The sequence below is a fragment of the Holdemania sp. 1001302B_160321_E10 genome (genome assembly GCF_015552275.1).
In the GTDB taxonomy this organism is placed as follows: Bacteria; Bacillota_I; Bacilli_A; order Erysipelotrichales; family Erysipelotrichaceae; genus Holdemania.
In genome coordinates, this window is the sequence record NZ_JADNEM010000013.1 from 40,926 (window position 1) to 67,118 (window position 26,193).

24 protein-coding genes and 1 pseudogene are annotated in these 26,193 nt (G+C 39.6%); all 25 read left to right on the top strand.

Annotated features, from left to right (window positions below):
- The first annotated feature begins 12 nt into the window (after positions 1-12).
- The 25 genes and pseudogenes from I2D94_RS09485 (at position 13) to I2D94_RS18690 (ending at position 26,151) form a co-directional block, all read left to right on the top strand.
- On the top strand, positions 13-1,767 hold the full coding sequence (locus I2D94_RS09485; protein ID WP_195396563.1) for an NADH-dependent [FeFe] hydrogenase, group A6: 1,755 nt from the start codon (positions 13-15) through the stop codon (positions 1,765-1,767).
- 82 nt (positions 1,768-1,849) lie between these two features.
- Positions 1,850-2,941 (top strand): endonuclease/exonuclease/phosphatase family protein, encoded by a 1,092-nt coding sequence (locus tag I2D94_RS09490; protein WP_195396565.1) that lies wholly within the window; start codon positions 1,850-1,852, stop codon positions 2,939-2,941.
- A 370-nt stretch (positions 2,942-3,311) separates the two neighbouring features.
- Positions 3,312-3,992: a sugar transferase gene (locus tag I2D94_RS09495; protein WP_195396567.1), complete on the top strand. Its 681-nt coding sequence runs from the start codon at positions 3,312-3,314 to the stop codon at positions 3,990-3,992.
- On the top strand, positions 3,992-4,504 hold the full coding sequence (locus tag I2D94_RS09500) for a transcription termination/antitermination NusG family protein (RefSeq protein ID WP_195396569.1): 513 nt from the start codon (positions 3,992-3,994) through the stop codon (positions 4,502-4,504). The genes I2D94_RS09495 and I2D94_RS09500 overlap by 1 nt, the downstream gene beginning before the upstream one ends.
- A gap of 115 nt (positions 4,505-4,619) precedes the next feature.
- On the top strand, positions 4,620-5,678 hold the full coding sequence (locus I2D94_RS09505; RefSeq protein WP_195396571.1) for an LCP family protein: 1,059 nt from the start codon (positions 4,620-4,622) through the stop codon (positions 5,676-5,678).
- A 40-nt stretch (positions 5,679-5,718) separates the two neighbouring features.
- Positions 5,719-6,426: a YveK family protein gene (locus tag I2D94_RS09510; protein WP_195396572.1), complete on the top strand. Its 708-nt coding sequence runs from the start codon at positions 5,719-5,721 to the stop codon at positions 6,424-6,426.
- Complete coding sequence (locus tag I2D94_RS09515) at positions 6,426-7,181, top strand: CpsD/CapB family tyrosine-protein kinase (RefSeq protein ID WP_195396574.1); 756 nt, start codon at positions 6,426-6,428, stop codon at positions 7,179-7,181. Before I2D94_RS09510 ends, I2D94_RS09515 begins: the two co-directional genes overlap by 1 nt.
- Positions 7,178-7,945, top strand: a complete 768-nt coding sequence (locus I2D94_RS09520; RefSeq protein ID WP_195396576.1) for a tyrosine-protein phosphatase — start codon at positions 7,178-7,180, stop codon at positions 7,943-7,945. The genes I2D94_RS09515 and I2D94_RS09520 overlap by 4 nt, the downstream gene beginning before the upstream one ends.
- Positions 7,946-8,574: 629 nt before the next feature.
- Entirely contained in the window at positions 8,575-9,723 is a 1,149-nt protein-coding gene (locus tag I2D94_RS09525; RefSeq protein WP_229056836.1) for a glycosyltransferase family 4 protein, read from the top strand.
- Positions 9,724-10,039: 316 nt separating this feature from the next.
- Positions 10,040-11,239 carry a glycosyltransferase gene (locus I2D94_RS09530; protein ID WP_195396578.1) on the top strand — a complete coding sequence of 400 codons (1,200 nt, stop codon included), beginning with the start codon at positions 10,040-10,042 and terminating at the stop codon, positions 11,237-11,239.
- A 24-nt stretch (positions 11,240-11,263) separates the two neighbouring features.
- A complete protein-coding gene (locus I2D94_RS09535) occupies positions 11,264-12,451 on the top strand; it encodes a radical SAM protein (RefSeq protein ID WP_195396580.1) in 1,188 nt (395 codons plus the stop codon).
- 99 nt (positions 12,452-12,550) lie between these two features.
- A complete protein-coding gene (locus I2D94_RS18680; protein ID WP_370544612.1) occupies positions 12,551-12,778 on the top strand; it encodes a glycosyltransferase family A protein in 228 nt (75 codons plus the stop codon).
- Positions 12,779-12,808: 30 nt separating this feature from the next.
- Positions 12,809-13,342, top strand: a complete 534-nt coding sequence (locus I2D94_RS18260) for a hypothetical protein (protein WP_229056837.1) — start codon at positions 12,809-12,811, stop codon at positions 13,340-13,342.
- Between the two features lie 39 nt (positions 13,343-13,381).
- On the top strand, positions 13,382-14,413 hold the full coding sequence (locus I2D94_RS09545; protein ID WP_195396582.1) for a glycosyltransferase family 2 protein: 1,032 nt from the start codon (positions 13,382-13,384) through the stop codon (positions 14,411-14,413).
- An 11-nt stretch (positions 14,414-14,424) separates the two neighbouring features.
- On the top strand, positions 14,425-15,147 hold the full coding sequence (locus I2D94_RS18580) for a DapH/DapD/GlmU-related protein (protein WP_195396584.1): 723 nt from the start codon (positions 14,425-14,427) through the stop codon (positions 15,145-15,147).
- Complete coding sequence (locus I2D94_RS09555; protein WP_195396585.1) at positions 15,137-16,123, top strand: DUF6625 family protein; 987 nt, start codon at positions 15,137-15,139, stop codon at positions 16,121-16,123. The genes I2D94_RS18580 and I2D94_RS09555 overlap by 11 nt, the downstream gene beginning before the upstream one ends.
- A gap of 16 nt (positions 16,124-16,139) precedes the next feature.
- On the top strand, positions 16,140-17,342 hold the full coding sequence (locus I2D94_RS09560) for an O-antigen ligase (RefSeq protein WP_195396587.1): 1,203 nt from the start codon (positions 16,140-16,142) through the stop codon (positions 17,340-17,342).
- On the top strand, positions 17,305-18,270 hold the full coding sequence (locus I2D94_RS09565; protein ID WP_195396589.1) for a glycosyltransferase: 966 nt from the start codon (positions 17,305-17,307) through the stop codon (positions 18,268-18,270). The genes I2D94_RS09560 and I2D94_RS09565 overlap by 38 nt, the downstream gene beginning before the upstream one ends.
- 17 nt (positions 18,271-18,287) lie before the next feature.
- Positions 18,288-19,364 (top strand): polysaccharide pyruvyl transferase family protein, encoded by a 1,077-nt coding sequence (locus I2D94_RS09570; protein WP_195396591.1) that lies wholly within the window; start codon positions 18,288-18,290, stop codon positions 19,362-19,364.
- Between the two features lie 160 nt (positions 19,365-19,524).
- Positions 19,525-20,535, top strand: a pseudogene (locus tag I2D94_RS18685) (transposase); the annotation flags it as partial.
- 213 nt (positions 20,536-20,748) lie between these two features.
- Positions 20,749-22,302 (top strand): lipopolysaccharide biosynthesis protein, encoded by a 1,554-nt coding sequence (locus I2D94_RS09585; RefSeq protein WP_195396597.1) that lies wholly within the window; start codon positions 20,749-20,751, stop codon positions 22,300-22,302.
- Positions 22,303-22,332: 30 nt separating this feature from the next.
- Positions 22,333-24,039, top strand: coding sequence for a thiamine pyrophosphate-binding protein (locus tag I2D94_RS09590; protein ID WP_195396599.1), 1,707 nt, complete (start codon positions 22,333-22,335; stop codon positions 24,037-24,039).
- A gap of 1 nt (position 24,040) precedes the next feature.
- Positions 24,041-24,886, top strand: a complete 846-nt coding sequence (locus I2D94_RS09595; protein WP_195396600.1) for a thiamine pyrophosphate-binding protein — start codon at positions 24,041-24,043, stop codon at positions 24,884-24,886.
- Positions 24,887-24,888: 2 nt separating this feature from the next.
- A complete protein-coding gene (locus tag I2D94_RS09600; protein WP_195396602.1) occupies positions 24,889-25,947 on the top strand; it encodes an NAD-dependent epimerase/dehydratase family protein in 1,059 nt (352 codons plus the stop codon).
- Between the two features lie 63 nt (positions 25,948-26,010).
- The gene (locus tag I2D94_RS18690) at positions 26,011-26,151 is read left to right on the top strand and encodes a VanZ family protein (RefSeq protein WP_370544613.1); all 141 of its coding nucleotides are present in this window, start codon (positions 26,011-26,013) and stop codon (positions 26,149-26,151) included.
- The last annotated feature ends 42 nt before the right edge of the window (positions 26,152-26,193 follow it).

The following is a 26,193-nucleotide window of genomic DNA, read 5'->3' on the forward strand; positions in this document are numbered from 1 at the left end:
GGCCGCGGAAACATGACGAAAATTAATTTAAAGATCAATAATATTCCGGTTCAGGCCGAGCCGGGTTCCACCATTCTGGAAGCGGCGCGGGCTGCAGGCATCCAGATCCCAACGCTCTGTTATTTAAAAGACGTCAACAAGACGGGCGCCTGCCGTGTCTGCACGGTTGAGATCAAAGGCGCGAAAAGCCTGGGCGCCGCGTGTGTATATCCGGTCAGCGAGGGAATGGAGGTCTTCACCAATTCTCAACGCGCTTTGGAAGCGCGTAAGCACACCGTCGAGCTGATTCTGTCCAACCATTGCGGAGATTGCCTTTCCTGCATCCGCAACCAGAACTGCGAGCTGCAGAAGCTGGCGCAGCAGCTGGGGATCCGCAAGGTGCGTTATGAAGGGGAGAAAACACCGCCGACGTTTGACGAGGTTGCGCCGGGGATCGTCCGCGACACGTCCAAGTGTGTGCTGTGCGGACGCTGCATTGAAACCTGCAAGAAGGTTCAGGGCCTGGGCATTCTGAGCTTTATCAACCGCGGCTTCAACACCAAGGTCGCACCGGTCTTTGATAAGAGCTTCAACGACGTCAACTGCATGCAGTGCGGCCAATGCGTCAACGCCTGCCCGGTCGGCGCTTTGTTTGAAAAAGAAGACATTCACCGTGTTATCGAAGCGCTGAACGATCCGGATCAGCATGTCATCGTCCAGACGGCCCCGGCGGTACGCGCGGCGTTAGGCGAGGAGTTCGGCCTGCCGATCGGCACGCGCGTTACCGGCAGGATGGCCGCAGCGCTGCGGCGGATCGGGTTTGACCGCGTCTATGATACCAACTATGCCGCGGATCTGACGATCATGGAAGAAGGCCATGAGTTCATTGAGCGCGTCCAGCATCAGGGCGTGCTGCCGATGATCACGAGCTGTTCGCCAGGCTGGATCCGATATTGTGAATTTGAATATCCGGATCTGCTGGAGCATTTGAGTTCCTGCAAGTCGCCGCACATGATGTTCGGCGCGATCCTGAAATCTTATTACGCACAGACGCATAATCTGGATCCGCGCAAGATCACGGTCGTTTCCATCATGCCGTGCACCGCGAAGAAGGCGGAGGTTGTCCGTCCGGAAATGCGCAAGGATGGCGTGGCGGATGTGGACGTTGTCCTGACGACGAGAGAATTAGGGCGGTTGATCAAGATGTATGGAATCAACTTTGAGAATCTGCCGGATGAAGATTTTGATCAGGATATGTTCGGACAATATTCCGGAGCCGGCGTGATCTTCGGCGCCAGCGGCGGGGTCATGGAAGCGGCGCTAAGAACCGTCAAAGAAACGCTGGAAAACAAACCGCTCGATAGTCTGGACTTCACGGTTGTCCGGGGCATGGAAGGCGTGAAGACGGCAGAGCTGGAGGTCGCAGGAATGCAGGTCAAAGTTGCGGTCGCTTCCAGTATGAGCTGCGCTAAACCACTTTTGGATGAAATCCGCGCCGGCACCTCGCCGTATCATTTCATCGAGATCATGGGCTGTCCGGGCGGCTGCATCAACGGTGGCGGTCAGCCGATTATCAACGCTTCGATCCGCAACGGCTTCCGGCCGATTGACTGGAAGAAGGAACGGGCAAAGGCGTTATATGATGAGGATGCGCTGCAGAGCGTGCGTAAATCGCATGAGAATCCGCAGATCATCGCGCTGTATGATCAATTCCTGAAAGAACCGGGAAGTCCGCTGGCACATGAGCTGCTTCATACGACCTATTCTAAAAAAGAACGTTTCAAATAAGACAGTTGTTAAAAGATAAAGCAAAGAGGGAAGGACTTCATGTTTTTCCTTCTTTCGCTTTTTGCGGAGGGAGTGCGGGACATTGAAAAAGATTTTAAAAGGTATCGGTGTGATGATCGCCGGGCTGATCGCTTTGATCGTTAGCTATGGGATTTTTATGCAGGTCAATTATTACCGGATCGCGGATTATCAAAGCTTGGAAACGGTGAACAATCCGCCGGCGCGGCTTGATGTTGATCAGGAGTATACGCTGATGACGTACAATCTTGGCTTTGGAGCGTATTCGGACGACTATTCTTTCTTCATGGATACCGGAAAGATGAAAGACGGGAAAGCGACGCGGGGAAAGCATGGCCGGGCTTTAAGCAAGGAAGCAGTGATTGCCAATACGCAGGGCAGTCTCGCCCTGATCCAACAATCATCGCCGGATTTTATATTCCTGCAGGAAGTCGATGTGAAGTCGTCGCGGAGTTATGGCGTCGATCAGGCGGCAATCCTTCGCTCTGCATTTTCGGGGTATGGCAGCGTCTTTGCCTTGAACTTCCATAGTCCGTATTTAATCGTCCCGCCGCAGGAACCGCATGGTTCGGTGCAGTCCGGATTGTTGACGCTGTCGAATTGGCATGTGGATGAAAATGTGCGGCGGCAGTTTCCTGTCGACGGCTCTTTTATTACAAAGTTTACCGACTTGGACCGGTGTTTTCTGATCAGCCGGTTAGGATTAGATAACGGAAAAGAGCTGGTGCTGATTAATGTTCATCTGTCAGCCTACGATCAGGGAGGAACGATCCGCGCGCAGCAGCTGGCCTTGCTTAACCAAGTGCTGATTCAGGAGCGCGAACAGGGAAATTATGTGATCGCGGGCGGTGATTTTAATCATGACATCGCCGGTACGTTGGATTTCTTTCCTTCCCAGCAGCAGGTTCCGGATTGGATTTTTGCGATGAACACCGCGGATCTGGCAGAAGGGTATCACTTTGTTCGGGCAGATAACGCCGATGAAACCGCGACCTGTCGCGGCGCGGATATTCCGTTTGAGGCGGGGGTCACGTACCAGGCAATTGTCGACGGATTCTTGGTTTCGGATAATCTTACGGCGACAGCGGAGAATATCCAGAATGACTATCGGTATTCCGATCATAATCCGGTCGTATTGGAATTCAGAATGAATTAGTTGAAGGTTAGAGCGTGATAGAGGGGGCTCCGGCATAATGGCCGGGGTCTTTTTTTATGAATTTGTTAGGAATTGCTTCGTTATAATTATGTGGCTGAATAACCATACAGGACATGAATTTGGTTGTTGATTACATTTAAGCCCCTTTTTATGGCAAAAAAATCACACATTTTTTGACAAACAAAATTCAATGCCAAAAACTGGTAGAATCGTTTATTTTTAATACATGTCCCATTATAAATGGCTTATTTCCTTGTGTCAATAATAGTGTACATTATCTGACGGTTAGCGACTGTTAGAGATTTCGCAGGGGGCGAAGGAAGCAGTTCTTTTTTTATGAACTGATTCCCATCGAGAGAGGGGGAGCAGCATGACCAAAGGTGAAAGCATCGAGCTTAGAACAAGGATATCGGTATCATTATCAATTAAAAAATGGGTCGGCAAGGGGATTAAGCGTCTCAACGATATCCTGGCGGGGATTGCCGGATGTCTGCTTCTGATTCCGCTTTACTTCTATGTCCGCCATAAAAATCATCAGGAAGGCGACTATGATCCGGTGTTCTTTAAACAGACACGGATTGGCAAGGATGGCAAGCCGTTTGAAATGATCAAATTTCGATCGATGATTCCGAATGCAGAAGCCATCCTTGAACAGTTGATGAAGACGGATCCCAAGATCCGGGAAGAATATACAATACATAAAAAATTAAGACAGGATCCGCGCATCACCACGGCGGGTGAATTTCTTAGAAAGACGTCGCTCGATGAATTTCCGCAGTTAATCAACGTTCTGAAGGGCGAAATGACACTGATCGGTCCGCGTCCTTATCTGCCGCGGGAGAAAGAAGATATGGGCGAATATTATAATCAGATTATTCAGGTCAAACCCGGCTTAGGCGGGTTGTGGCAAGTCCGGGGACGAAGTGATCTCAGCTTCCACGACCGCTGCGAACTGGATAAAGAATATGTCGAAAACTGGAATTTGCTGTGGGATTTCAAGATTCTGTTGAAAACGTTGCAGATTGTCCTTTTAAGAAAGGGGGCAATGTGATGCGCTGGTATTTTGTTGAAGTTGAAAAGCATCATGAGGAAGATGTCCTGGAATTAATGAAAAGCTCACCTTTCGAAGCTTTCCTACCCAAGAAACAACGTTATTTCAAAAAGCAGGTATTGGTGACCTGGGTAGAGCGCCTGTTATTTCCAGGAACGATCATGATTACCAGTGATTTTCCTCAAGCTGAATTTACAAAACAGTTCAACGAATGGCTTTCTCAGCATTCCGATATATCTCAGTGGATTCATTTAGAAGAAAAAGAGTATTTCTCCCTCCAGGAAGATGAACGGCTTTTCCTGAATTCATTAATGAATGAACAGCATGTAATTCCGATTTCAAACGGCTTCTTAAATGAGAAGCAATTAATTGTCGAATCCGGACCTTTGCAAGGATTGGAATCGCGGATAAAGAAGATTGACCGGCATCAGCGAACCGCGCAGGTTCAGTTTCAGATCTGCGGCCAGTTGATGTTGCTTTACTTGGGATTGATTGTTAAACAAAATGATTGAATTTGATTTGGATAGTTGCATGGGCACTTCCAATTCAGTTTCATGGTTATTTTTTACAAACTCATCGGAAGCTTGAGGTGGCGAAGCCTACCTTTTTTTATTAATCGACAAGGATGTGACAAAATTGAAGAAAAAACAGAAAAGAAACAAAACAAAGATTTTGTTGATTGTGGCGGGTACGTTAATAGGTTTAATCGCTGTGATTGGCATCAGCGGAAATTTGTATGTAGATTCTTTATTAAATAAGACTAACCGTTCAAAGAAACTGACCGATGAACAAGCAATGGTGAATCAGGAAGTTAAAGATCAAGTGCAGGACCACAAGATTGTAAATATCGCTTTATTCGGTTCCGACAATCAGGATTGGAACGAGTGGACTGATACTGAAATGCAGCGGTCCGATGCGACAAAGATTATCTCTTTAGATTTTAACGCAAAGAAAATCAAAATCACTTCATTGCAGAGAGATACTCTAGTCTATCTTCCTGAACCCTACAATGATTATGATAAATTAAATCATGCCCATTGGCGCGGAGGTCCAGAATTAGCGATTCAGACGATCAATTTGAATTTTGATATGGATATAACGCAATATGTCGGATTCAGCTTTGAAGCGACAGTAAAGTTGGTTGATTTGGTCGGCGGAATTGATCTTTATCTGACAGCCGAGGAAACACATCAAAAGATTCGTGATTTACAAATTGACGGCGATGACGGAGTTTATCATCTGAACGGTCAACAAGTGAAAGAGTATTGCCGGATCCGAACCATTGACGATGACTTTCATCGCATGAAACGTCAGAACACCGTCATTATGGCCATCCTGACAGAACTCAGAACAAAGAATTTCTGGGAACTGATGGATATCGTTGAAGACATGATGCCTTGGATCGAAACGAATCTGACTAACGATCAAATTAAGAATTATATTATGAATCTACTGACCTTTGATTTAAAACATATTGATCAATACCAGATTCCTTCTGCTGGAATGGAAGCCATCTACAAAACCGTAGAATATAATGATTTCAGTCCACTGTATATAATGGATAGCTATCAACAGATGGTGAAGGACATTCATGAGAACATCTATGAAATGGAAAATTATCAGCCAAGTACAAAGGTAATTGAACTTGAGAAGTCAATCTATGAGAAATTCGGAGGACCTGAATAAGGTTCTTTTTTAGTGAGAAGAGAAAAGGGAGAAAAGAAAAATGAACGAGAACGAAGAAATTGAAATCGATCTGTCGCGAGTGTTTGAAATCATCAAAAAACATTTTAAACCTTTCGTACTGATCATTCTGGCCGCTTCCATTGTGGCTGCTTTGATCACACTGTTTCTGATACCAAAAAAATATACGGCGGAAGCAAAGCTGATCATTGTCCAGAAATCTAATCCGGACAGTCAACAGATCAGCTATAACGACCTTCAAACATCACAAAAGCTGGTAAATACTTATAGCGAGATTTTGAAGAGTGAAGCGATCAGTGATGAAGTGATTCGAAATCTGAAGTTAGAAGACTTAGATACGGAAGGGTATCAGAAAATTGTTAAGATCAGTTCAGTGAAAGATACGGAAGTCATTACGATTGCAGTAACATCAAAAGATCCAAAAGAAGCCGCAGTGATTGCGAATGAGATCGTGGATGTATTTCGAGATAAGATCTATTCTATTATGAACATTGAGAATGTAACAGTTTTAAATTCCGCAAAAATTCCAGAGAAGAAATCCAGTCCATCAAATATTAAAAATACAATGATTGGTTTCTTGCTGGGCTGTGTTATTGATGGCTGCATTGTTTTATACATTCTATTGAATGATCGAAATATCCGGACCGAAGAAGAATTAAAACAGATTTTTGATTATCCGATTATCGGTTTAATACCTGATATGACGCATGGAATAGGAGGTGCAGAATAATGTTAAGAGTTGGAGAAGAATTAATTACTATTCTGGATCCTGAATCTTCTGCATCCGAAGCTTACCGAATATTAAGAACCAATATTCTGATGCGGAACTTCGATCGGGATATGAAAGTCATCAACATTATTTCAACAACTGCCCAGGAAGGAAAAACGACTTGTGTTCTCAATCTGGCTATGGTATATGCCCAATTACAGAAGAAAGTCTTAGTCATTGATTTAGACTTACGCATGCCAACGATTCATAAAAAACTGAAGTTAAAGAATAAAAAAGGTATCTCGGATATCATCGGGCATCAAGCAGAATTTGAAGAAGTGGTTCTACAACCTTATGAGAATGTGGATGTGATTACCGCAGGAACGAAGATCCCATTTGCTTCCGAGTTTATCCAGTCAAACGCTTTGAAAGAATTCATTGAGGAGAGAAAGAAAGAATACGACTTAATCCTTTTGGATTGCCCTCCGGTTGGATTGGTGACGGATGGCATCGTGGCAGCTTCTTACTGTGATGGAACGATTCTAATCTGTGCCTCGAATCGGAATGACCGGAAAGAATTACTTCGAGTCAAAGATCAGTTAGAACAGACACAAGTGAATGTCATTGGAATTGTGATGACGATGATGCCGGTTCAACGAAAATACTATAACAGCTATGGTTATCGATATAGCGATACACAGAAAAAGACAACACAGAAGAAAAAGAAGAATTCAATCCTTTCATCCATCACGAAAAAGAGTGATAAAAAGAAATGATTGATATTCATAGTCATTTGATTCCAGGAGTGGATGACGGAAGTCAGAGCCTAGAAGAATCACTCTCTTTATTGAAGCAAGCTGAACGAGATGGTATCACAGAATTGATTACAACTCCGCATTTCATGAAAAATGGTGAATTCAGGATGAAAGCGTCAGAGCTTGTTAAGCGATTCAATGAACTGAAACAGGCTTATAAAGGTCCGATTAAGCTTCATTTAGGGAATGAGCTCTATATTCACCCTGACTTACCAGAACTATTAGAAAGGGGAGAAGTCTTAACCTTAGCTGAATCAGATTACATCCTAGTCGAGTTTCCATTTCAAAATTATAGAGATGAATATGATGAAATTCTCTATGAGCTGGCACTAAGATATCGAATCATTATCGCTCATCCTGAACGTTATCGATATGTTCAGAATGATCCGAACTTTTGTCTTCGATGGCTGAATGAAGGGTATCTGTTACAAGCAAACCAAAACAGTTTATTTAAGAAAGAAACAAAGAGAGTGCTCATTCTAATGATCGAACATGGCTTTATTAGTTTTGTAGCCAGTGATGCCCATAACGTACATCGACCTTGCTTACTCTCAGAAGCAAAAGCATTTCTTGAAGAAGAATTTGGAAATACTATAGCATTTCAACTGATTGAGGAGAACCCAAGAAAGATTTTGAGTAATGAAAAGATTCTTCATTATCATCGAAAGAAAATTCAGAAAAAGAGACGAAAGTTGAATTTGAATATATTCCAGAGAACAATTTAAAAACCCATTAGTGCTCTTGAATAATTGTTTAAAAGTCTTTAATTGAAAGAAGTAGTTTGGGATATAGGGATATTTATAAAATGGAAAAAAATTAATCATGAAATCAAAATTAGCTGAATTCATATTGCTGTAACTTGCCTAAATTTATACTATTTTTCTTAATGGTCTACTAGACTGGGTTCTTACTCGGATTTAGGCGAAGATAAAAAGGGCAGGCAAGATATAACGCTTTATTTTACCTGCTTCTTTGTATGGAAATTCTATTCCTACCCTAAACCGAGTAAGAATCATAGACTATGTAGGTTCTTTTGTTTTATTAGGCTTAACTATAAATGCGATATGAGATAGATGTTGCTTAGTAAAGATGTGGCATGATAGAAATAAGAAAAGGCAGAGAATTAAAAACTTATCTCTATGTTTTTCGTATCTTCTTAGGCGAAAAATTAATGAAAATCCCGTAAATACAGAACATTGAGTAGACATAAAGAAGGTGGGCATGCCGCATTAAATAGAGAAAATCTACCTATTGTTTTAGATGAAGAAGAAAAAGTTTCAAAATCGTTTTGATGTTGGTTTTGATGAAAATGAAAGTCTCCATGATGGGACTATTTGGGGGAAGCGCATAGTAAATGATGAATGAAAAAGCAAACAAAAAGAAACTGAAAATAGCGATGTTGGGGCAAAAACGAATTCCGTCGAGAGAAGGTGGAATAGAAATTGTTGTAGAAGAATTATCTACCAGAATGGTTGTGTTGGGACATCAAGTAACCTGCTATAACCGTAAGGGACATCATGTAAGCGGCAAAGAATTCGATGATAGTGCATCGAGCGAGTATAAGGGTGTTCGCCTTAAATCAGTCTGTACTATTGATAAGAAGGGATTGGCTGCAATGAGCTCATCTTTTTTTGCCTCTTTAAAAGCTGCTTTTGGAAGATATGATGTGGTTCACTTCCATGCAGAGGGTCCATGTGCAATGCTGTGGTTACCAAAGCTGTTTGGTAAGAGATGTATTGCAACGGTTCATGGCCTGGATCACCAAAGAGCGAAGTGGGGAAAGTTTGCTCGTACATATATTATGTTTGGCGAAAAATGTACTGTTAAATTTGCGGATGAAATTATTGTGTTGAGCGAGAGTGCTCGAAATTATTTTAAATTTACATATGGACGCGAAACACGGTTTATTCCAAATGGAGTGAACAGACCAGTTCAGAGAAGTATAAAGTTATTGAAAGAAAAATATCCTTTAGTAGCTGAAAAAGGTTATTTTTTGAGCCTTGCGAGAATTGTTCCGGAAAAGGGTTTTCATTATTTGATTGAAGCATTTAAGCAGGTTAAGACAGATAAGATGCTTGTGGTTGCTGGTGGTGCTTCAGATAGCGGAGAATACATGGAACAGCTTAAAGCAATGGCTGTCGATGACAATCGAATTGTTTTTACTGGATTTGTCCAGGGACAATTGTTAGAAGAATTATATAGTAATGCTTATGTTTATTGCTTGCCGAGCGATTTGGAAGGTATGCCACTAAGCCTGCTGGAAGCAATGAGTTATGACAACTGCTGTTTAACCTCAGATATTGCAGAGTGTGCAGAAGTGGTTGAAGATAAGGCAGTTACTTTTGCAAAGAGCAATGTTGATGATTTGAGAGAGAAATTACAGATGCTTTGCGATCACCCGGAAAGGAGAGAGAAGTATAAAGGCGAAGCCGCGGACTTTATTTGCCAGAAATATAACTGGGATGATGTAGTAGAACGAACATTGGAATTATATAAGAAATAAAGTGAAAGGAATTAGAATAGATGAAGGTCTTAATGATTAACAATCTCCTCTAACCGAACACAGGTAGTGAGATGTACATAGTGAAAACGCTGGAAAAATAGCGTATTTACGGCACTTTCCAAGAGATGGGCAGAGCTGCGAGTGCGGTTTTTATCTCGCTACTTAGGTTCAGTAACAGCATATGATTTTATCATAAGGACTTTCAGTATCACTACCTGCGTTTGTATGGAGCACTCTGGTTTATGAATAACACATTGGAAGTGCTGCATCTGAACAGAGGTAGTGAAATAGAACATAGAATAAGGAGAAATACAACGTGAGGACGCTGATTTTGAATAAATTTCTGCACCGAAACGGCGGAAGTGAGACGTATATATTCAAATTGGGTGAGGCACTGGAGCAGCATGGACATGAGGTTCAGTACTTCGGAATGGAGCACGAAGGCCGCTGCGTGGGCAACCGGGTTAATGCTTATACATCCGATATGGATTTCCACGGTGGCAGCAAGCTGAGCAAGCTGACCTACCCAATCAAGACGATTTACAGCAAGGAAGCACGGGTGCAGCTGAGAAAAGTTCTGGACGATTTCCGGCCGGATGTCTGTCATCTGAACAACTTTAACTACCAGCTGACGCCTTCTATCATTCTGGAAATCGTGAAGTGGCGTAAGGAGACCGGAAGGAATTGCAAAATCATCTTCACGGCACATGACTACCAGCTGGTCTGCCCGAACCACATGCTGAATAATCCGAACACCCACCAGAACTGTGAGAAGTGCCTCGGCGGCCATTTCGTGAACTGCATGAAAGGCAAGTGCATCCACGGCTCCACGGCGAAGTCTGCCATCGGCATGATGGAGGCCGAGTTCTGGAAGTGGAAAGGGACTTACAAGTATATTGACACCATGATCTGCTGCTCTGAGTTCATGAAGAGCAAGATGGACAGCAATCCGCTGTTTGCGACGAAGACCGTGGCAATGCATAATTTCATCGATAAGGTGGAGTGGAAAGAGACAGAAAAGAAGGATTACGTCCTCTACTTCGGCCGCTTCTCTGAGGAGAAGGGCATCGGCACACTCATCAAGGTCTGTAAGGAGCTATCGGATGTGCAGTTTATCTTCGCCGGTACTGGCCCGTTGGAGGAGAGTATCAAGGGTGTAAGCAACATCAAGAATGTCGGATTCCAGAAGGGCGAAGCACTGGAAAAGCTGATCCGTGAAGCACGGTTCTCCATCTACCCATCCGAGTGGTACGAGAACTGCCCGTTCTCCGTGATGGAATCCCAGATGTATGGCACGCCGGTGCTGGGTGCTGATATTGGTGGTATCCCGGAACTGATCCAAGTCGGTAAGACTGGTGAGCTGTTTAAGAGCGGGGATGGTGACGAGCTGAAGAGCAAGATTCAGAAGCTCTGGGGCAATAAGAAGCTATGCGATGAGTATAGCAAGAACTGCAAGGGAATCAGCTTCGATACCATCGATGAGTATTACGAGAAAATTATGAAGGTTTATAGATAAAAGAGAGATAGAGGTATTAGAAAAATGGCTAAAAATAGCGAAAAGAAACTGAATGGTACGGTTATCGTCACTTACCGCTGCAACGCTCGTTGCTCTATGTGCAACCGTTATAAAGCACCTTCCAAGCCGGAAGAAGAAATTAGCATCGAAACCATCAAGAAGCTGCCGAAGATGTACTTCACGAACATCACCGGCGGCGAGCCTTTTATCCGCACCGACCTGAAAGATATTGTGCGTGAACTGTACAAGAAGTCTGATCGTATCGTTATTTCCACAAACGGCTTCTTCACTGACCGTATCGTTGACCTGTGCAAAGAGTTTCCGCAGATCGGTATCCGTATCTCTATCGAAGGTCTGGAACAGACCAACAACGAGATCCGTGGTCTGCAGAACGGCTACCAGCGAGGTTACGGCACACTGAAGAAACTGCGTGAGATGGGCATGAAGGACGTTGGTTTCGGTATGACTGTTCAGGACAAGAACGCACCTGACCTGGTTCCTCTGTACAAGATCTCTAACGAGATGGGTATGGAGTTCGCAACCGCTTCTCTGCATAACAGCTTCTACTTCGTTGAAGCAAAAAACATCATTCATGACCGTCCGATGGTTGCAAAGAACTTCGAGAATCTGGTCAATGAACTGCTCCGTAGCAATAGCCCGAAGAAATGGTTTCGTGCTTACTTTAATCACGGTCTGATCAACTACATCTATGGACAGAAGCGTCTGCTGCCTTGCGATATGAGCTTTGACACTTTCTTCATCGATCCGTATGGCGATGTTATGCCTTGCAATGGTACCAAGGACAAGGAAGTTATGGGCAACCTGAACAATCAGACTTGGGATGAACTGTGGAACAGCCCGGAGGCAGAGAAAGTTCGTGCAAAGGTTCGTTGCTGCGACCGTGACTGCTGGATGATTGGTAGTGTAAGTCCTGCTATGCACAAGTACATCTGGAAGCCTGCTACCTGGGTCCTGGTACATAAATTCAAGACACTGTTCACCAAACATCCGTATTCTATGTACGAGCTGAAGATTTGCCGTGATTACCGTGACGGTAAAGTCACAAAAGAGGAACTCGACAAGTGCAGCACTTGCGATATGAACTGTGTTATTAACAACGGTCTGAGTGAGGCAAGTAAAGAACAGCTGAAGCATAAGACCGGTGAGGAAATCGTGGATGCTGATATCGCACAGCAGATGGAGAATAAGTAATGGAGTTAGCTATTTTAACCCCTACTTTTAATCGGGGGGGTACTCCAAAATCTCTATGAGTCACTGAAAAGGCAAACATGCAAAGACTTTGAGTGGGTTATTGTAGATGATGGGAGTTCTGATAATACACAGGATATTGTTGAAAAGTGGATTGCAGAGGATGAAATCTGTGTCCGCTATCTTTATAAGGAAAACGGTGGAAAGCACACCGCATTGAATTTTGCTATTAAACAGATGGAGTCTAAGCTAACTTTCATCGTTGATTCAGACGATATTTTGGCGGGTGATGCAGTGGAAACAATACTGCGATATCACAGAAGGTATTAAGACGAGACGAATCTGTGTGGTTACGCATTTTTGAGAGCGTATCCGGATGGAAAAATCAATGGAAAAGAATTCATTCCGGACGAAAAAGTAGCATCTTATATTGAAGCAAGAATCAATTCAGATGATACGATGGCAGATAAAGCAGAAGTTTTTAAGACAACATGCTTAAAAGAATTCCCTTTCCCGGAATATCCGGGAGAAAAATTTTTGGGAGAAGATATTGTATGGGTCAGAATGGCAAGAAAGTACATGATGGTTCATATCAATAAGGCAATTTATATTGGAAATTATCTGGAAGATGGTCTTACGAAAAATCGCAGACTTAATAACATAAAATCTCCGGTTGGCTGTATGAACAGAGCAAAAGAATTTATGATGCCGGATATTAATAAAAAGCATCGGATGAAAGCGGCATTGCAGCATATTATCTATGGAAAGTTTGCGGGTGTGAGTGCTGCGGCCATCCTTGGAGATTCACCAGATAAAAAGCTAACGTTGATTTGTTTGGTTCCGGGACTGATTTTACAAAAAATATGGAAGCGAAAGTTTGTTCCAAAGTCTTAAGAAGAGCGGACGTCGTTTCTTAGTTGGAGGAATATAGTAATGAGAAAAGGCGTCGTCTCCGTGGTCTTGCCTATTTATAATGTAGAGAAATATTTGAATCGATGCATAAAAAGTGTGATAAATCAGAGCTATAAAAATTTGGAAATTATTTTAGTCGATGATGGATCACCGGACAACTGTCCAACACTTTGCGATGAGTGGGCAAAGAAAGACAATAGAATAAAGGTTATTCATAAAAAGAATGCAGGACTTGGATATGCCCGAAACACGGGGATTGAAAACGCGACAGGAGAGTATATCTGCTTCTTTGACAGTGATGACTATATCGCGCTTGATACAATTGAAAAGGCATATAGTTTGGCTGTTCAGGAAAAATCCGATATGGTAGTCTTTGGTTTTTGCAATGTCAAGGCCAATGGGGAAACGGGTAAAGCTGTAATTCCGCACACTGAGAAAACCGCATTTTCTGGACAAGAGGTACAAGATATATTTCTGGTCGATTTAATTGGACCGGATGTGAAAAACGGAAAGCAAACAAATTTGTGGATGAGTGCATGGGCATGCCTGTATTCATTGGAAATGATTCAAAAGGCATCTTGGCGATTTGTATCGGAACGTGAGATTATCTCTGAGGATATTTATTCACTGCTGGGACTATACAAATATGTAAGTCGGGTCTCTGTACTACCAGAGGCATTATATTTCTACTGTGAGAATACAGGCTCTTTAACACATACCTACAAGCAAGATCGATATAACAAAATTAAGAACTTTTATAAAGTTTGTTATCAATTGGCAACGGAAAACAACTATAGTGACAATGTAAAGGATAGACTTTCTTATCCGTATCTGTCTAACACAATTGCAGCAATGAAGATGATCGTTGGGGCAGAGCAGCCTAAAAAAGAACGGCTAAAGCAGCTTGAAACAGTTATAAACGATGAAATGTTGCAGGAAGTTATAAATAAGACTTCGCTGACAAAAGAAAAAATGTTGCGAAAATTATTACTCGAAGCAATAAAAAGACGGCGGAAAGAACTTTGCTATTGGATGTTAAAGGCAAAAGGGTGAGGAGATAATTCATGGGAGTCAAAGAAGTCTTAAAGAAAATTACATATGGAAAAAGATACTCATCTGAAACATATATAGATTATCTCCGAAAAATCGGTGTGAAAATAGGTGAGGATTGTACTATATATGTCCCATCCAAAACATTAATCGATGAACAGTATCCGTGGATGATAACAATTGGAAATCATGTGCGTATCACTGAAGGGTGTAAGTTACTTACACATGACTACTCTTGGTCTGTTTTAAAACTGTATAAGGGAATCGAAGAAGATTGTGGTGGCATTTATGGAGCTTCTGGACAAGTGAAAATTAATGATAATGTGTTTATTGGAATGAATACTGTAATATGTCGCGGAGTAACTATTGGGAGTAATGTGATTATTGGTGCAGGAAGTGTTGTGACTAAGGATTGTTCTTCAAATGGTGTTTATGCAGGAGTTCCTGCAAAGCGAATTGCTGAGGTTAATGATTTTTTGGAAAAGAGAAAAAGAGAGCAGTTAAACGAAGCAAAGGCATTGGCGGTTGGATATTATCAAAGATATGGAAAAAGGGCACCAAGAAACGTATTTCATGAGTATTTTATGCTTTTCACACAAGTAAATGATATTTCACCTGAATTTGAGGATAAAATGAAACTTTGCGGGAATTATAAAGAATCGTGGAAATATTTGAATAATCATAAACCCCAATTTACTTCTTTTGAAGAATTTGAGGAGTATTGTTATGGAAAATAAAAAGTGGGGAATAGTATTGCCATATTTTGGAAAATTTGGAAACTATTTTCAATTATTCTTGAATAGTTGTGAAAAAAATACAGGGTTTGAGTGGCTGATTTTTACGGATGATATGACTGAGTACAGATATCCTAAAAATGTTAAGATGATACCGTTTACTTTAGATAGAGTAAAAAAATTAGCCGAAAAGAAAATTGGAATTAATGTATCATTAGCATCACCGTATAAACTGTGCGATTTTAAACCAACATATGGCCTAATCTTTGAAGATTATTTGACTGAATACCAATATTGGGGACACTGTGATTGTGATTTGATTTTTGGAGATTTGGATGCTATTTTGGCACCATTGTTTGATGAAGAATATGATAAAATATTCGCTTCAGGACATCTAACATTGTACAAAAATACAAAAGAAAACTGTAGGGTCTTTATGAAAAACTACAAAGGAAAAACATTATATAGTGAAGCACTGCAATGTGATCAGATTTTTGTATTCGATGAGGATTACATTGGTGAGATGAACCAGGAGGGAAAAAACGTACACTCCATTTTTATTGAATTGGGAAAAAAAATTTATACAAAAGATTTGTCATTTAATGTGTCAGTTGATTGTGGAAAATTTAGAAAAGTGACATATATCCCAGAAAAGAGAAAATTTGAAAGAGAAATATATAAACCTAGGCGCTACTATTGGTACAACGGAAAAATCATGTCACTGGAAGAAAAAAAAACAGGAACACTGATAAAAAAAGAATATTTGTATATCCATTTGCAGAAAAGATATATGCGTGTAAAGTGTAAAGTGGAGTCCAAAATGTTCGAAATCTTGCCGGATAGATTTCGAGCGATAAATAGATTGCCGGTAAATGATTTGGAATTTCATAGAAAGACAATTGGGTTTACATATTTATACTGGTTTGACCAATATAGAGATAAAATTAGAAGGAAGTTAAAAATTAAAAGTAATAGCTGAGGGAGGTGAGAAAAGAGTGAACAATCGATTAAAAGTTAGTGTATACACAATATTTGAAATGTTGGTATATAGTTTGGCTTTTGCTGACATTCGGAATAATATCTTGAAATACGGATTAATTGTGCTTGTTGGTATTTTTCTATTATCCAAATTGTCACATGAACTGTTATTACAAAATAGGATGTTTAATATACTAGTTGCAGGATTTACCGTTGTTTCACTGTTAATTTCGTTTCAGTCTTGTGGGGTGACAAATAGAAATCCTCTTTTAGCAAACATAGTTTTTTGTAGTATTTTCATTGAGTTTGTTTTGATGGCAGAAGTCATTTCAGAAAGAAAAGGAATTCAGCATTTTTTGAAAACAGCAAGTATATGTGCAATAATATTATGTGTAGTTACTGATATATTAGCATTTACGGTAGGTGCAAATAAGGGCATCTATTTGATTGGAACGAAATTTCAGGTAGTTTACCATCATATATTAGCAATTGCATTGTATATGATGTTTAATAAGGATGCGATGGAAAACAGGAAAAGTAGAAAGTATTACATTATCTGTCTAACATTGATCGGAATGTTTATAGTAACGATAATAGTTTCACTCCAAATTGATTGCTCAACAGGAATTATTGGAACGATTGTTTTCTTGGCTTTCGTGTGGTTAATTAGTCTTAATCGGGATTTTTTTGCTAAACCTATTGTATTTCTTGGAGCGGTTCTGCTCGGCTTTTGGTTTATGTGGGGATATGAAGCTATTTTGAACAATCAGCATATTGTTGCTTTGATTACTGTATATCTTCAAAGAAGTATTTCTCTTACAGGTAGAACGATTATTTATACTGAAATGGCAAAGATTATGAATGATCATTGGCTATTAGGATTCGGCTATGGAAGCAGTTATGAAATTTGTCGTTCCCAGATAGGATTTGCGGATACTCAAAATGCATTGATGGAGTGGATAATGCAGATTGGCATCATCGGGTCAGTTTGCTTGATAATTGTATTGATTTACGCCTTTTCAAAATCGAAAAACTTAAAAAACGAAAAGCAATGGATTTGGCTTGCTGGGTATATATATACATTAATATTTATTGGAACAGTCGAGATAACATACACAATGTATTTCTTTGCTGTCCTTGTTTTAATCTATGTGCTTGGAGTAGAAGTAAGGAGGAGGGGCAATGAGTGCATTGATCAGTGTGATTTTACCTGTTTATAAAGTTGAAAAGTACATAGGTAAATGTTTGGATTCTATTTGCAAACAGTCATACGATAGTCTAGAAGTAATTTTGGTTGATGATGGATCACCGGATAGATCAGGGATAATATGTGACCAATATGCCGCAAAACACGCAAATTTTGTGGTGATTCATAAAGAGAATGGTGGTGTATCATCTGCAAGAAAAGAAGGTCTCGCTAGGGCAAATGGTGAATATATTTCTTTTGTAGATAGTGATGACTATTTGGAAAATGACTATTTTGAAAAATTGGCAAATGAAATTGGAGAGAATTGTCCAGACATTATCTGTTGCAATTGTATTGATGAGGGCGATGTACATCAGCCTAATATATGTATCACAGAAGATAGTTGTATTGAAACATTATCGGATAAAATGGAATGTTATTTTGCAGGGATGAGGTTTGCATATGTAGTCTGGGGAAAGTTATATAAGAAAGCATTAATTAGTCAAATTGATATGCCCTCAATGCGATACACAGAAGACACGTATATGATACTACAGGCATTTAAACTAAGCGCTAAGATAGTACTGTTGAATTATGCTGGATATCATTATAGAGTTCAGGAAGAAAGTGCGATGGCAGTCGCAAAAAAGATAGAAGTCATAAGAGATACATTAATTACAATAGAATATGTGGGAGAGATATGCTCAAACTTAAATAACGAATATAAAGAAAAAGCGGATACATTAATGCAAAGGTATTTGTATATTGCTATCCTTGAAAATTGTCGGGGAATGAATCGGACAACAAAATTGATTGATATAAAACCTTACATGAATAAGGCACTTAGTAGTAAAAAGATCAGTCTGCAAAGCATAAAGGAAAAAGCTTTAATAATATTATATTATGCTAATGAAAAAATAGTAAGAAGTACCTTAAGCAAATTTTTAAAAGATAAGATATAAAACGGTGGAATGAATAAATGAGAGTTGGAGTTGTAACCATAACAAATGGACCATGTAATTTTGGGAACCAGTTGCAAAACAGTGCAGTAATAGCGATTTTGGATAAACTGGATGTAAATGCAGATACACTTTTTTTTGTTTATAGAGCAGAGTATTTAGCAAGTATAAAGCATAAATTGAAGAATACAGTATTTTCAGCATTCAAACTTGGAGATTACTTACAGGCGCAACGTGAGTTAGCCTTCGAAATATTTTCAAAAAGATATGTTAAATACACTAAACCGATAAAAAAATCTGTTCCTCCGGAAGTTGTTGATAAATATGATTGCTTTATTTGTGGAAGTGATCAAGTTTGGAACCCCAATTTTAGCACAGATGATATAATGTGGGATTACTATTTGCTTGCTTTTGCACCAGAAAACAAAAGAGTTTCGTTTGCTGCGAGTATAGGTGTGTCTGATATACCCAAGGAAAAGGAGAATAAATTTGTTGGCGCGTTAAATGGATATAGAGCAATATCTGTTAGGGAAGAAGCTGGAGCAACACTTATTAGGGAAAAGGTAGGAAAAACGGCAGAAATGATTATTGATCCAACCTTAATGTTGAATAAAGAAGAATGGGATAGAATAGCTCGAAAACCGAAAAAAATAAATTGTAGTAAAAAATATGTGCTTACATACTTTTTGGGAGGTAAAGGCGAACGAGTTTCCTGTCAAGTTGAAAAACTAAGAAAAAGTGGTTACGAGATATATAATTTATTAGATAGAGGTCAACCGGATTTGTTTACCGCAGACCCTGCAGAATTTGTTTATTTGATATCTAAAGCAAGTTTGATTTTAACGGATTCTTTTCATGCGTGTGTTTTTTCTTTTATATATGAAAAACCATATTTAATCTATGCGCGAGAGGGAAAAGAAAATGGAATGATTTCAAGAATAGAGACCTTGCTTTCGAAATTTTGTATGCAACGAAAATATGTTGATAGTGGCTTGAAGAATGAATTGTTTGAACACAATTATTCAAAAGGGAAATTACTATTAAATGAAGAGCGAGAAAAAGCCATCCAATTTCTTAAAGAGGCATTGGAAATATAAACTTATGAGGATATAGTTAGTGTCTGCTGAATAATCAAAAAAGTCTTATAAATCAAGCGCTTCCTCTTGAAAAGTGGTATGATAGATGCAAGGAAATAAGGCTTTTTCATTAAATTTTCTTGCATCTGGAAGCTGCGATTATGGATCGGAGGTAGAACTCATGTATCATTCCACTGAAAACAGACAAATCAGCTTTGATGATTTCTTTCAGCCGGCAGGTCTTCATATGAACCCGAATAACCGCTGGATTCGTCTGGCAGATATGATACCATGGTCAAAATACGAGAAAAAGTATTCTCATTTTTTTAAGAATGATACGAAGGTTGGAAACATCTCCAAGCCTTTCAGAATGGCGCTTGGCTCATTGATTATCCAAAGTAAATACGGCTACTCAGACCGTGAAGTGGTTGACCGGATAACCGAGAATCCGTACTATCAGTACTTTGTCGGTCTCCCGGGTTACTAGGAGGAGAAGCCGTTTGATGCAGGCATGATGGTTTACTTTCGCAAGCGTGTCAATGCAGATGTTCTGAATGAGAACAATCTGGAATTTCTGGAGCAGGAAGCGCAAAAAATTGAAATACCTTGACGCATGGATGGCCGAGGGCTACGCAGCACCATTTGACAAGCGGATGACACAGGAGTATCTGACAATCCGGGTGCTGTATGAACAGTAGCTGTACATGTATGAAAGACGCATTCTGTTGAAAACCGTATTGTTAGTATCTTACAGCCGTACATCCGGCCGATCGTCAGAGGTAAGGCTAAGAACCCGGTTGAGTTTGGCACAAAACTTGATATCAGCATTGACGAAAAGGGTTATGCCAGACTTGAATGGGCATCCTTTGATGCGTACAATGAAGGTCTGTATCTTCAGGAAGCGGTGGAGCGATACAAGGAGCGTACTGGACATTATCCTGAGCGTGTTTTGGCTGATACCATATACCGTAACCGTGAAAACCGCAGATACTGTAAGGCCCATGGAATCCGGTTATTCGGACCAAAATTTGGAAGACCATGCAAGGCAACAAAGGCGGCTGACAGGATACTGGAGTATCAGGATAATACGGATCGTATCGAGGTTGAAAGAGTGCTCAGCCTGGCAAAACGTTGCTATGGCTTAGACCTGATTCGGTGTAAACTGCCGGAAACAACAATGACAATCATCTCATGATCCATCTTTGCAATAAATCTCTTCAAGGCATTGAAGGGCATTTTGCGCAATTTTTGGAAGCCATTAGATTTTGGCTTTTATTAGAGTCAAACGGCTGTGTGCGAACAGTATGACAGTCTGTGAATCTGCTGAAAAATGAGGTGATTCAAAAAAGCTGAGTTATTCAGCTGACACTAGATAAACCTAAGGCAGGGAGGTAATAATCAACCGATGAGAATAGAAAGAACAAAAAACGCAACCCGAAATATGGTGTTTGGTATTGCGCTGAAAATATATCAGATATTAATGCCGTTTTTTATGCGTACTGCAATGATTTATTTCATGGGAGTGCAATATCTTGGATTGAATAGTCTTTTTACTTCGATTCTGCAAGTGTTAAATCTTGCAGAGCTAGGCGTTGGTAGTGCCATGGTTTATAGTATGTATAAACCAATTGCGGAGGATGATACTGTAACGATATGTGCTTTGATGAAAATATATCGTACATATTATTCTGCTATTGGCGCAGTAATTGCTGTGGTTGGTGTTATTTTAACACCAATTATTCCACATCTAATTAGCGGTGATTTACCGACAGGTTTGAATGTTTACATCTTATACTGGATGAATTTGGGAGCAACGGTGTTGTCCTATTGGCTGTTCGCATATAAAAATGCTTTGTTTCAGGCACATCAGCGAGTTGATGTTACAAGTAAGGTGACCATTGTTACAAACACTTTCCAATATGCTGCTCAGTTGCTTATTATTTTTGCTACTCAAAATTATTATTTGTATCTGATTGCTACTCTTTTTACACAGGCACTTACAAATATAATTACAGCTGTAGCTGCAACAAAGATGTATCCGGATTACAAGCCAGCTGGAAAAATGAACAAACAAGTAGTAAAAGAAATCAATAATCGAATTCGTGACTTGTTTACATCTAAATTGGGCGGAGTGATAGTAAACTCAGTCGATACTGTAGTTATTTCGGCTTTTCTTGGACTTACAGTGCTTGCAGTATACCAAAACTATTATTTTATTTTAACATCAATTATTGGTATCGTGAGTATTGTTTTTCAGTCATGTACGGCCGGAATTGGAAACAGTGTTATAGTGGAAAGTAAAGAAAAGAATTTTAATGATTTAAAAAAATTCACTTTCATCATTGTTTGGATTGCAGGATTTTGTACATGTTGTTTTCTTTGTCTTTATCAGCCATTTATGAAAATATGGGTTGGAGATAAGCTGATGTTGGAGTTCCCGGCTGTAATTTGTTTGTGCGTATACTTTTTTATATTCGAAATCAATCAGTTACTAAATACATATAAGGATGCAGCTGGTATTTGGCACGAAGATAGATTTAGACCATTAGTAACAGCTGCAGTCAACCTTGGAATGAATCTTGCACTGGTTCAAGTGTGTGGAATTTATGGAGTACTGTTATCAACAGCTCTTTCAATGTTGTTTGTTGGAATGCCTTGGCTTTTACATAATTTGTTTACAGTACTTTTTAAAAAGTCGCAAATGCGTTGTTATTTATTTAGGTTAGTGAGGTATGTTTTGGTGACTGTGATTAGTTGTTTGCTTTGCGGCTATCTCTGTTCTTATTTGCATTTTTCTGAGTATTTAACATTGATTGTGAGGGGGGCAGTATGTTGCGTTATACCTAATGTTGTATATTGGCTGGCATATCATCGAATGCCAGAATTTAGAGAAAGCATACAGCTGGCAGATAAAATAACTAAGAACAAATTTAAGTTAGAAGAAAAAATTCTGCGTTAATAGCAAATACTGTAAGAGGGTGAATAGAAAATGAGTCATAAGTATACAGATGAAATTAATGCACTTGTGTTGGTTTCATTATTAAAAGAACATCATATTCGAAAAATAATAGCATCTCCTGGAACAACAAATATTTCATTTGTTGGGTCTGTGCAGTTTGACCCATATTTTGAAGTGTACTCAGCCGTGGATGAAAGAGCTGCTGCCTACATGGCATGTGGATTGGCAGAGGAAAGTGGGGAACCTGTTGTACTGACATGTACAGGTGCTACAGCTTCTAGAAATTATATTCCAGGGCTTACAGAAGCGTTTTATCGGCACTTACCGGTGCTGGCCGTTACATCAACGCAACATTGTGGAAGAGTAGGAAATAATGTTGCTCAGGTTATAGACCGAAGTGTGCAATTCCGAGATATGGTTAAAAAGAGCATTCAGCTTCCTACAGTCCATAATGATGAAGACAAACAATACACAATTACCGCTGTGAATGATGCATTGTTAGAATTGACACATGGAAATCAGGGACCTGTTCATATTAATTTGATTACAACTTATTCGAATGGATTTACGGTAAATGAATTACCAAAATATAGAGTGATTCGCAGAATTGTAGATTCAGATTTTCCTCAACTTCCGAATGGACGGATTGGTATATTTGTAGGTGCCCACGAGGCTTTTACCAGAGAAGAAGTAGAAATTATAGACGAATTCTGTGAGAGTAATAATGCGGTTGTGATTTGTGATCAAATCAGCAATTATCATGGCAAATACCGCTTCCTTGCCAATCTTGCAAATAGTCAAGAAATTGATTTGGGTACAAGGCAATTCGACTTGATTATTTATATAGGCTATATACATGGTGCTTACATTAATTTTCATGGTAACCAATTATGGCGTGTCAATAAAGATGGTGTTATTCGTGATCCATACAGAAATTTAACGTGTGTTTTTGAAATGGAAGAAAAGGAATTCTTCAAGCAATATTGTGGAGATAAGAAAAATAATACAATTTATGAGAAATGCATGAAAGAAACAAAGCAGCTTTTGAGTAAAATCCCTGAGTTGCCATTTTCAAATATGTGGATCGCAAAAGAAACAGCATCACGAATTCCGAACCATTCGATTTTACATCTTAGCATTCTTAATACTTTAAGAGTATGGAATTATTTTGAGACTCAAGATGATGTTCTCTGTTATACAAACTCCGGTGGATATGGAATAGATGGATGTTTATCTTCCTTCTTAGGTTCTGCTGTGGTCAATCCGGATAAAGAACATTATATGATAGTGGGGGATTTATCATTTTTTTATGATTTGAATACAGTATTCAATTCAATTTCTACAAATGTTCATATTATGTTGATTAACAACGGGGTTGGAACAGAATTCAAGAATTATAATCATAGAGCTGCATATTTTGGTGAAGATGCAAACTCGTTTATGGCAGCGAAAGGTCATAATGGTGAGAAGAACACTGAAGTTGTTAAGGAACTTTGTTCTGATTTGGGAATAGAATATATATCTGCGTCTAGTAAACAGGAATATTTGCAAAATAGAGACAGATGGCTTGAAAAATCCGGCAGTCCTATTCTTTTTGAAATATTCACAACAGATAAAGATGAAAGTGATGCCTTGCGGCTTATGAATACAATTGAAGAAAATCGTTCATTAAAGAGTAGATTGAAAAAAAGCAAGGTCTGGAAAATAGCACGAAGAATAATAAAGGGGAATAAATAAAATGGAATTTAATGGAATCAAACACATAGTATTTACCCCGGATGTGAAAGAAGCAGATTTCATAAAATCTGCGAAGCAAAGCGGAGTGAACTGCATTCCGATTCTGGATGTAAGATCAGCGGTATACACTGCAACTGGGATAAGTGCTCAAAATAAGGAAATGACGGTTGTTTGTGTAGGTGCAGGTAATTCTTCTAGGAGCGCATTTTCCGGCATGACAGAAGCTTTCTATAGAAAACTTCCGGTTGCATTGGTTACTTTTGGGACGGAACTTGATTATTCACTTGAATTGAATGATGTTGTCTGCGGACATTATGTGATTTCATCTGAAGATCAAATTAAGCACTATTTAAATAAGGAGTGTCCGGTACATATTGAAGTTCAAGTGCCCACTCAATCAATAAATAAAATAGAGTGCCTGAAAATTCAGGAGTCTCTTATGCGAGTTCTCAAGAAGGATTCCTACCTCTACATTGGACAAGGAGTGAGAATGCACCCGCTTTCTTTTAAGTGTAAGATTGTTGAGGGTGGTATGTCAAATTGTCATGAGGGAGCAATGGCAAACGTTTTAGGAGCATCTTTAGCAAAAATACACAGAAGATACATAGGATTAATCACGGAAGAAGAATTCATTCATGATATGAATACTCTTGGAAACATAAATATCAACGATTCATTATTGTATATCGTAGCCGTTCATGAGATGAATTTGACATTGAAAAATTATGCGAAGTCTCTTGGATTTGAGGTTTACACAGAAGTTGGGGACAAGATAGAGGACGCATTTATGGAAAAATTGTCAAATGGAAACAAGAAAACTGTGATCTTCATATCGCAGGAGGACTGATTATGGAGATACTTATATTAGGCGGAACGGGAGCAATGGGGGTTCCCCTTGTTAAACTACTTTCCGCGAAGGATGATATGAATGTATATGTGACTACCAGATCTAAAAAGGAAAGTATGGGGAATATTACATATATACAGGGAAATGCTAAGGAAGTTGATTTTTTCAATTCACTTATGGACAGAAATTATGATGTCATTATTGATTTTATGGTCTACTCTACTGATGAATTAAAGAATAGATTAGAGGTTTTGCTGAGTAAGACAAGGCAGTATTTTTTCTTTAGCTCATCGCGTTGTTATGCTGATTCAAAGGAACCAATAAAAGAAGATAGTCCAAGATTAGTCGATGTCTGTGAAGACCCAGAATATCTTGCGTTGGATGAGTATGGAATGGCGAAGGGAAGAGAAGAAAATCTGCTTAGATCAACCGGAAAGAAAAACTGGACAATTATTCGTCCTTATATCACATACAACTCTTATCGTATACAGTTGGGCGTGTATGAGAAAGAAAACTGGTTGAAACGAATTCTTGAAGGGAGAACAATTGTATTTCCGAAAGATATTGCAGATAAGAAGACATCTCTGACCTATGGTCCAGATGTTGCAGGTGCGATTTTGGATTTAATCGGCAATGAAAAGGCTTATGGAGAAGCTTTTCATATTACTACGGCAGAAAGTCATACATGGAGAGAAATTCTCGAATTCTACTGTCAGAAAATAGAAGAAAAAACGGGAAAAAAACCAAAGGTAAAGTATGTTGAAAACTCTAAAGAACTTCAAAAGGTATGGAACCATTGGCAAATCAAATATGATAGATTGTATAATCGGGAATTTGATAATTCTAAAATTGAATCAGTCCGAGGACATTATGTGTATAAAGATACATTTAGTGGTCTAGAGGAATGTTTGGAAGAATTTTTGGAGAAACCGAAGTGGATTCCTGGAATGAATGTAGGTTATGAGGCTTATTGTGATCGAGTAACTGGGGAGAGGACATCTTTGAAAGAAATTCCTGGAAAGAAAGCAAAATTAGTATATTTGAAACGACGTTACTTGTGATTGTTCTATAGAGTTACTAACCTAATGGTCTGTCAATAAGTTGCGCTGTTGTACTGTCAGTAAATTGCTCTTGTTCAGAAAAGCACGAAGCTTGGACTGATCTTCTCCATGAGAATCGAGATGTTGCAGTTGCTGCTACGACTGGGCACATTCCAGGTATCAGACATCGTGTACAACACGCTTGGTGGTTGCTGGGCGGAATAGTGTACTTGGAAGCAAAGAAAGTACACGAAAGGCTGTCAAAGT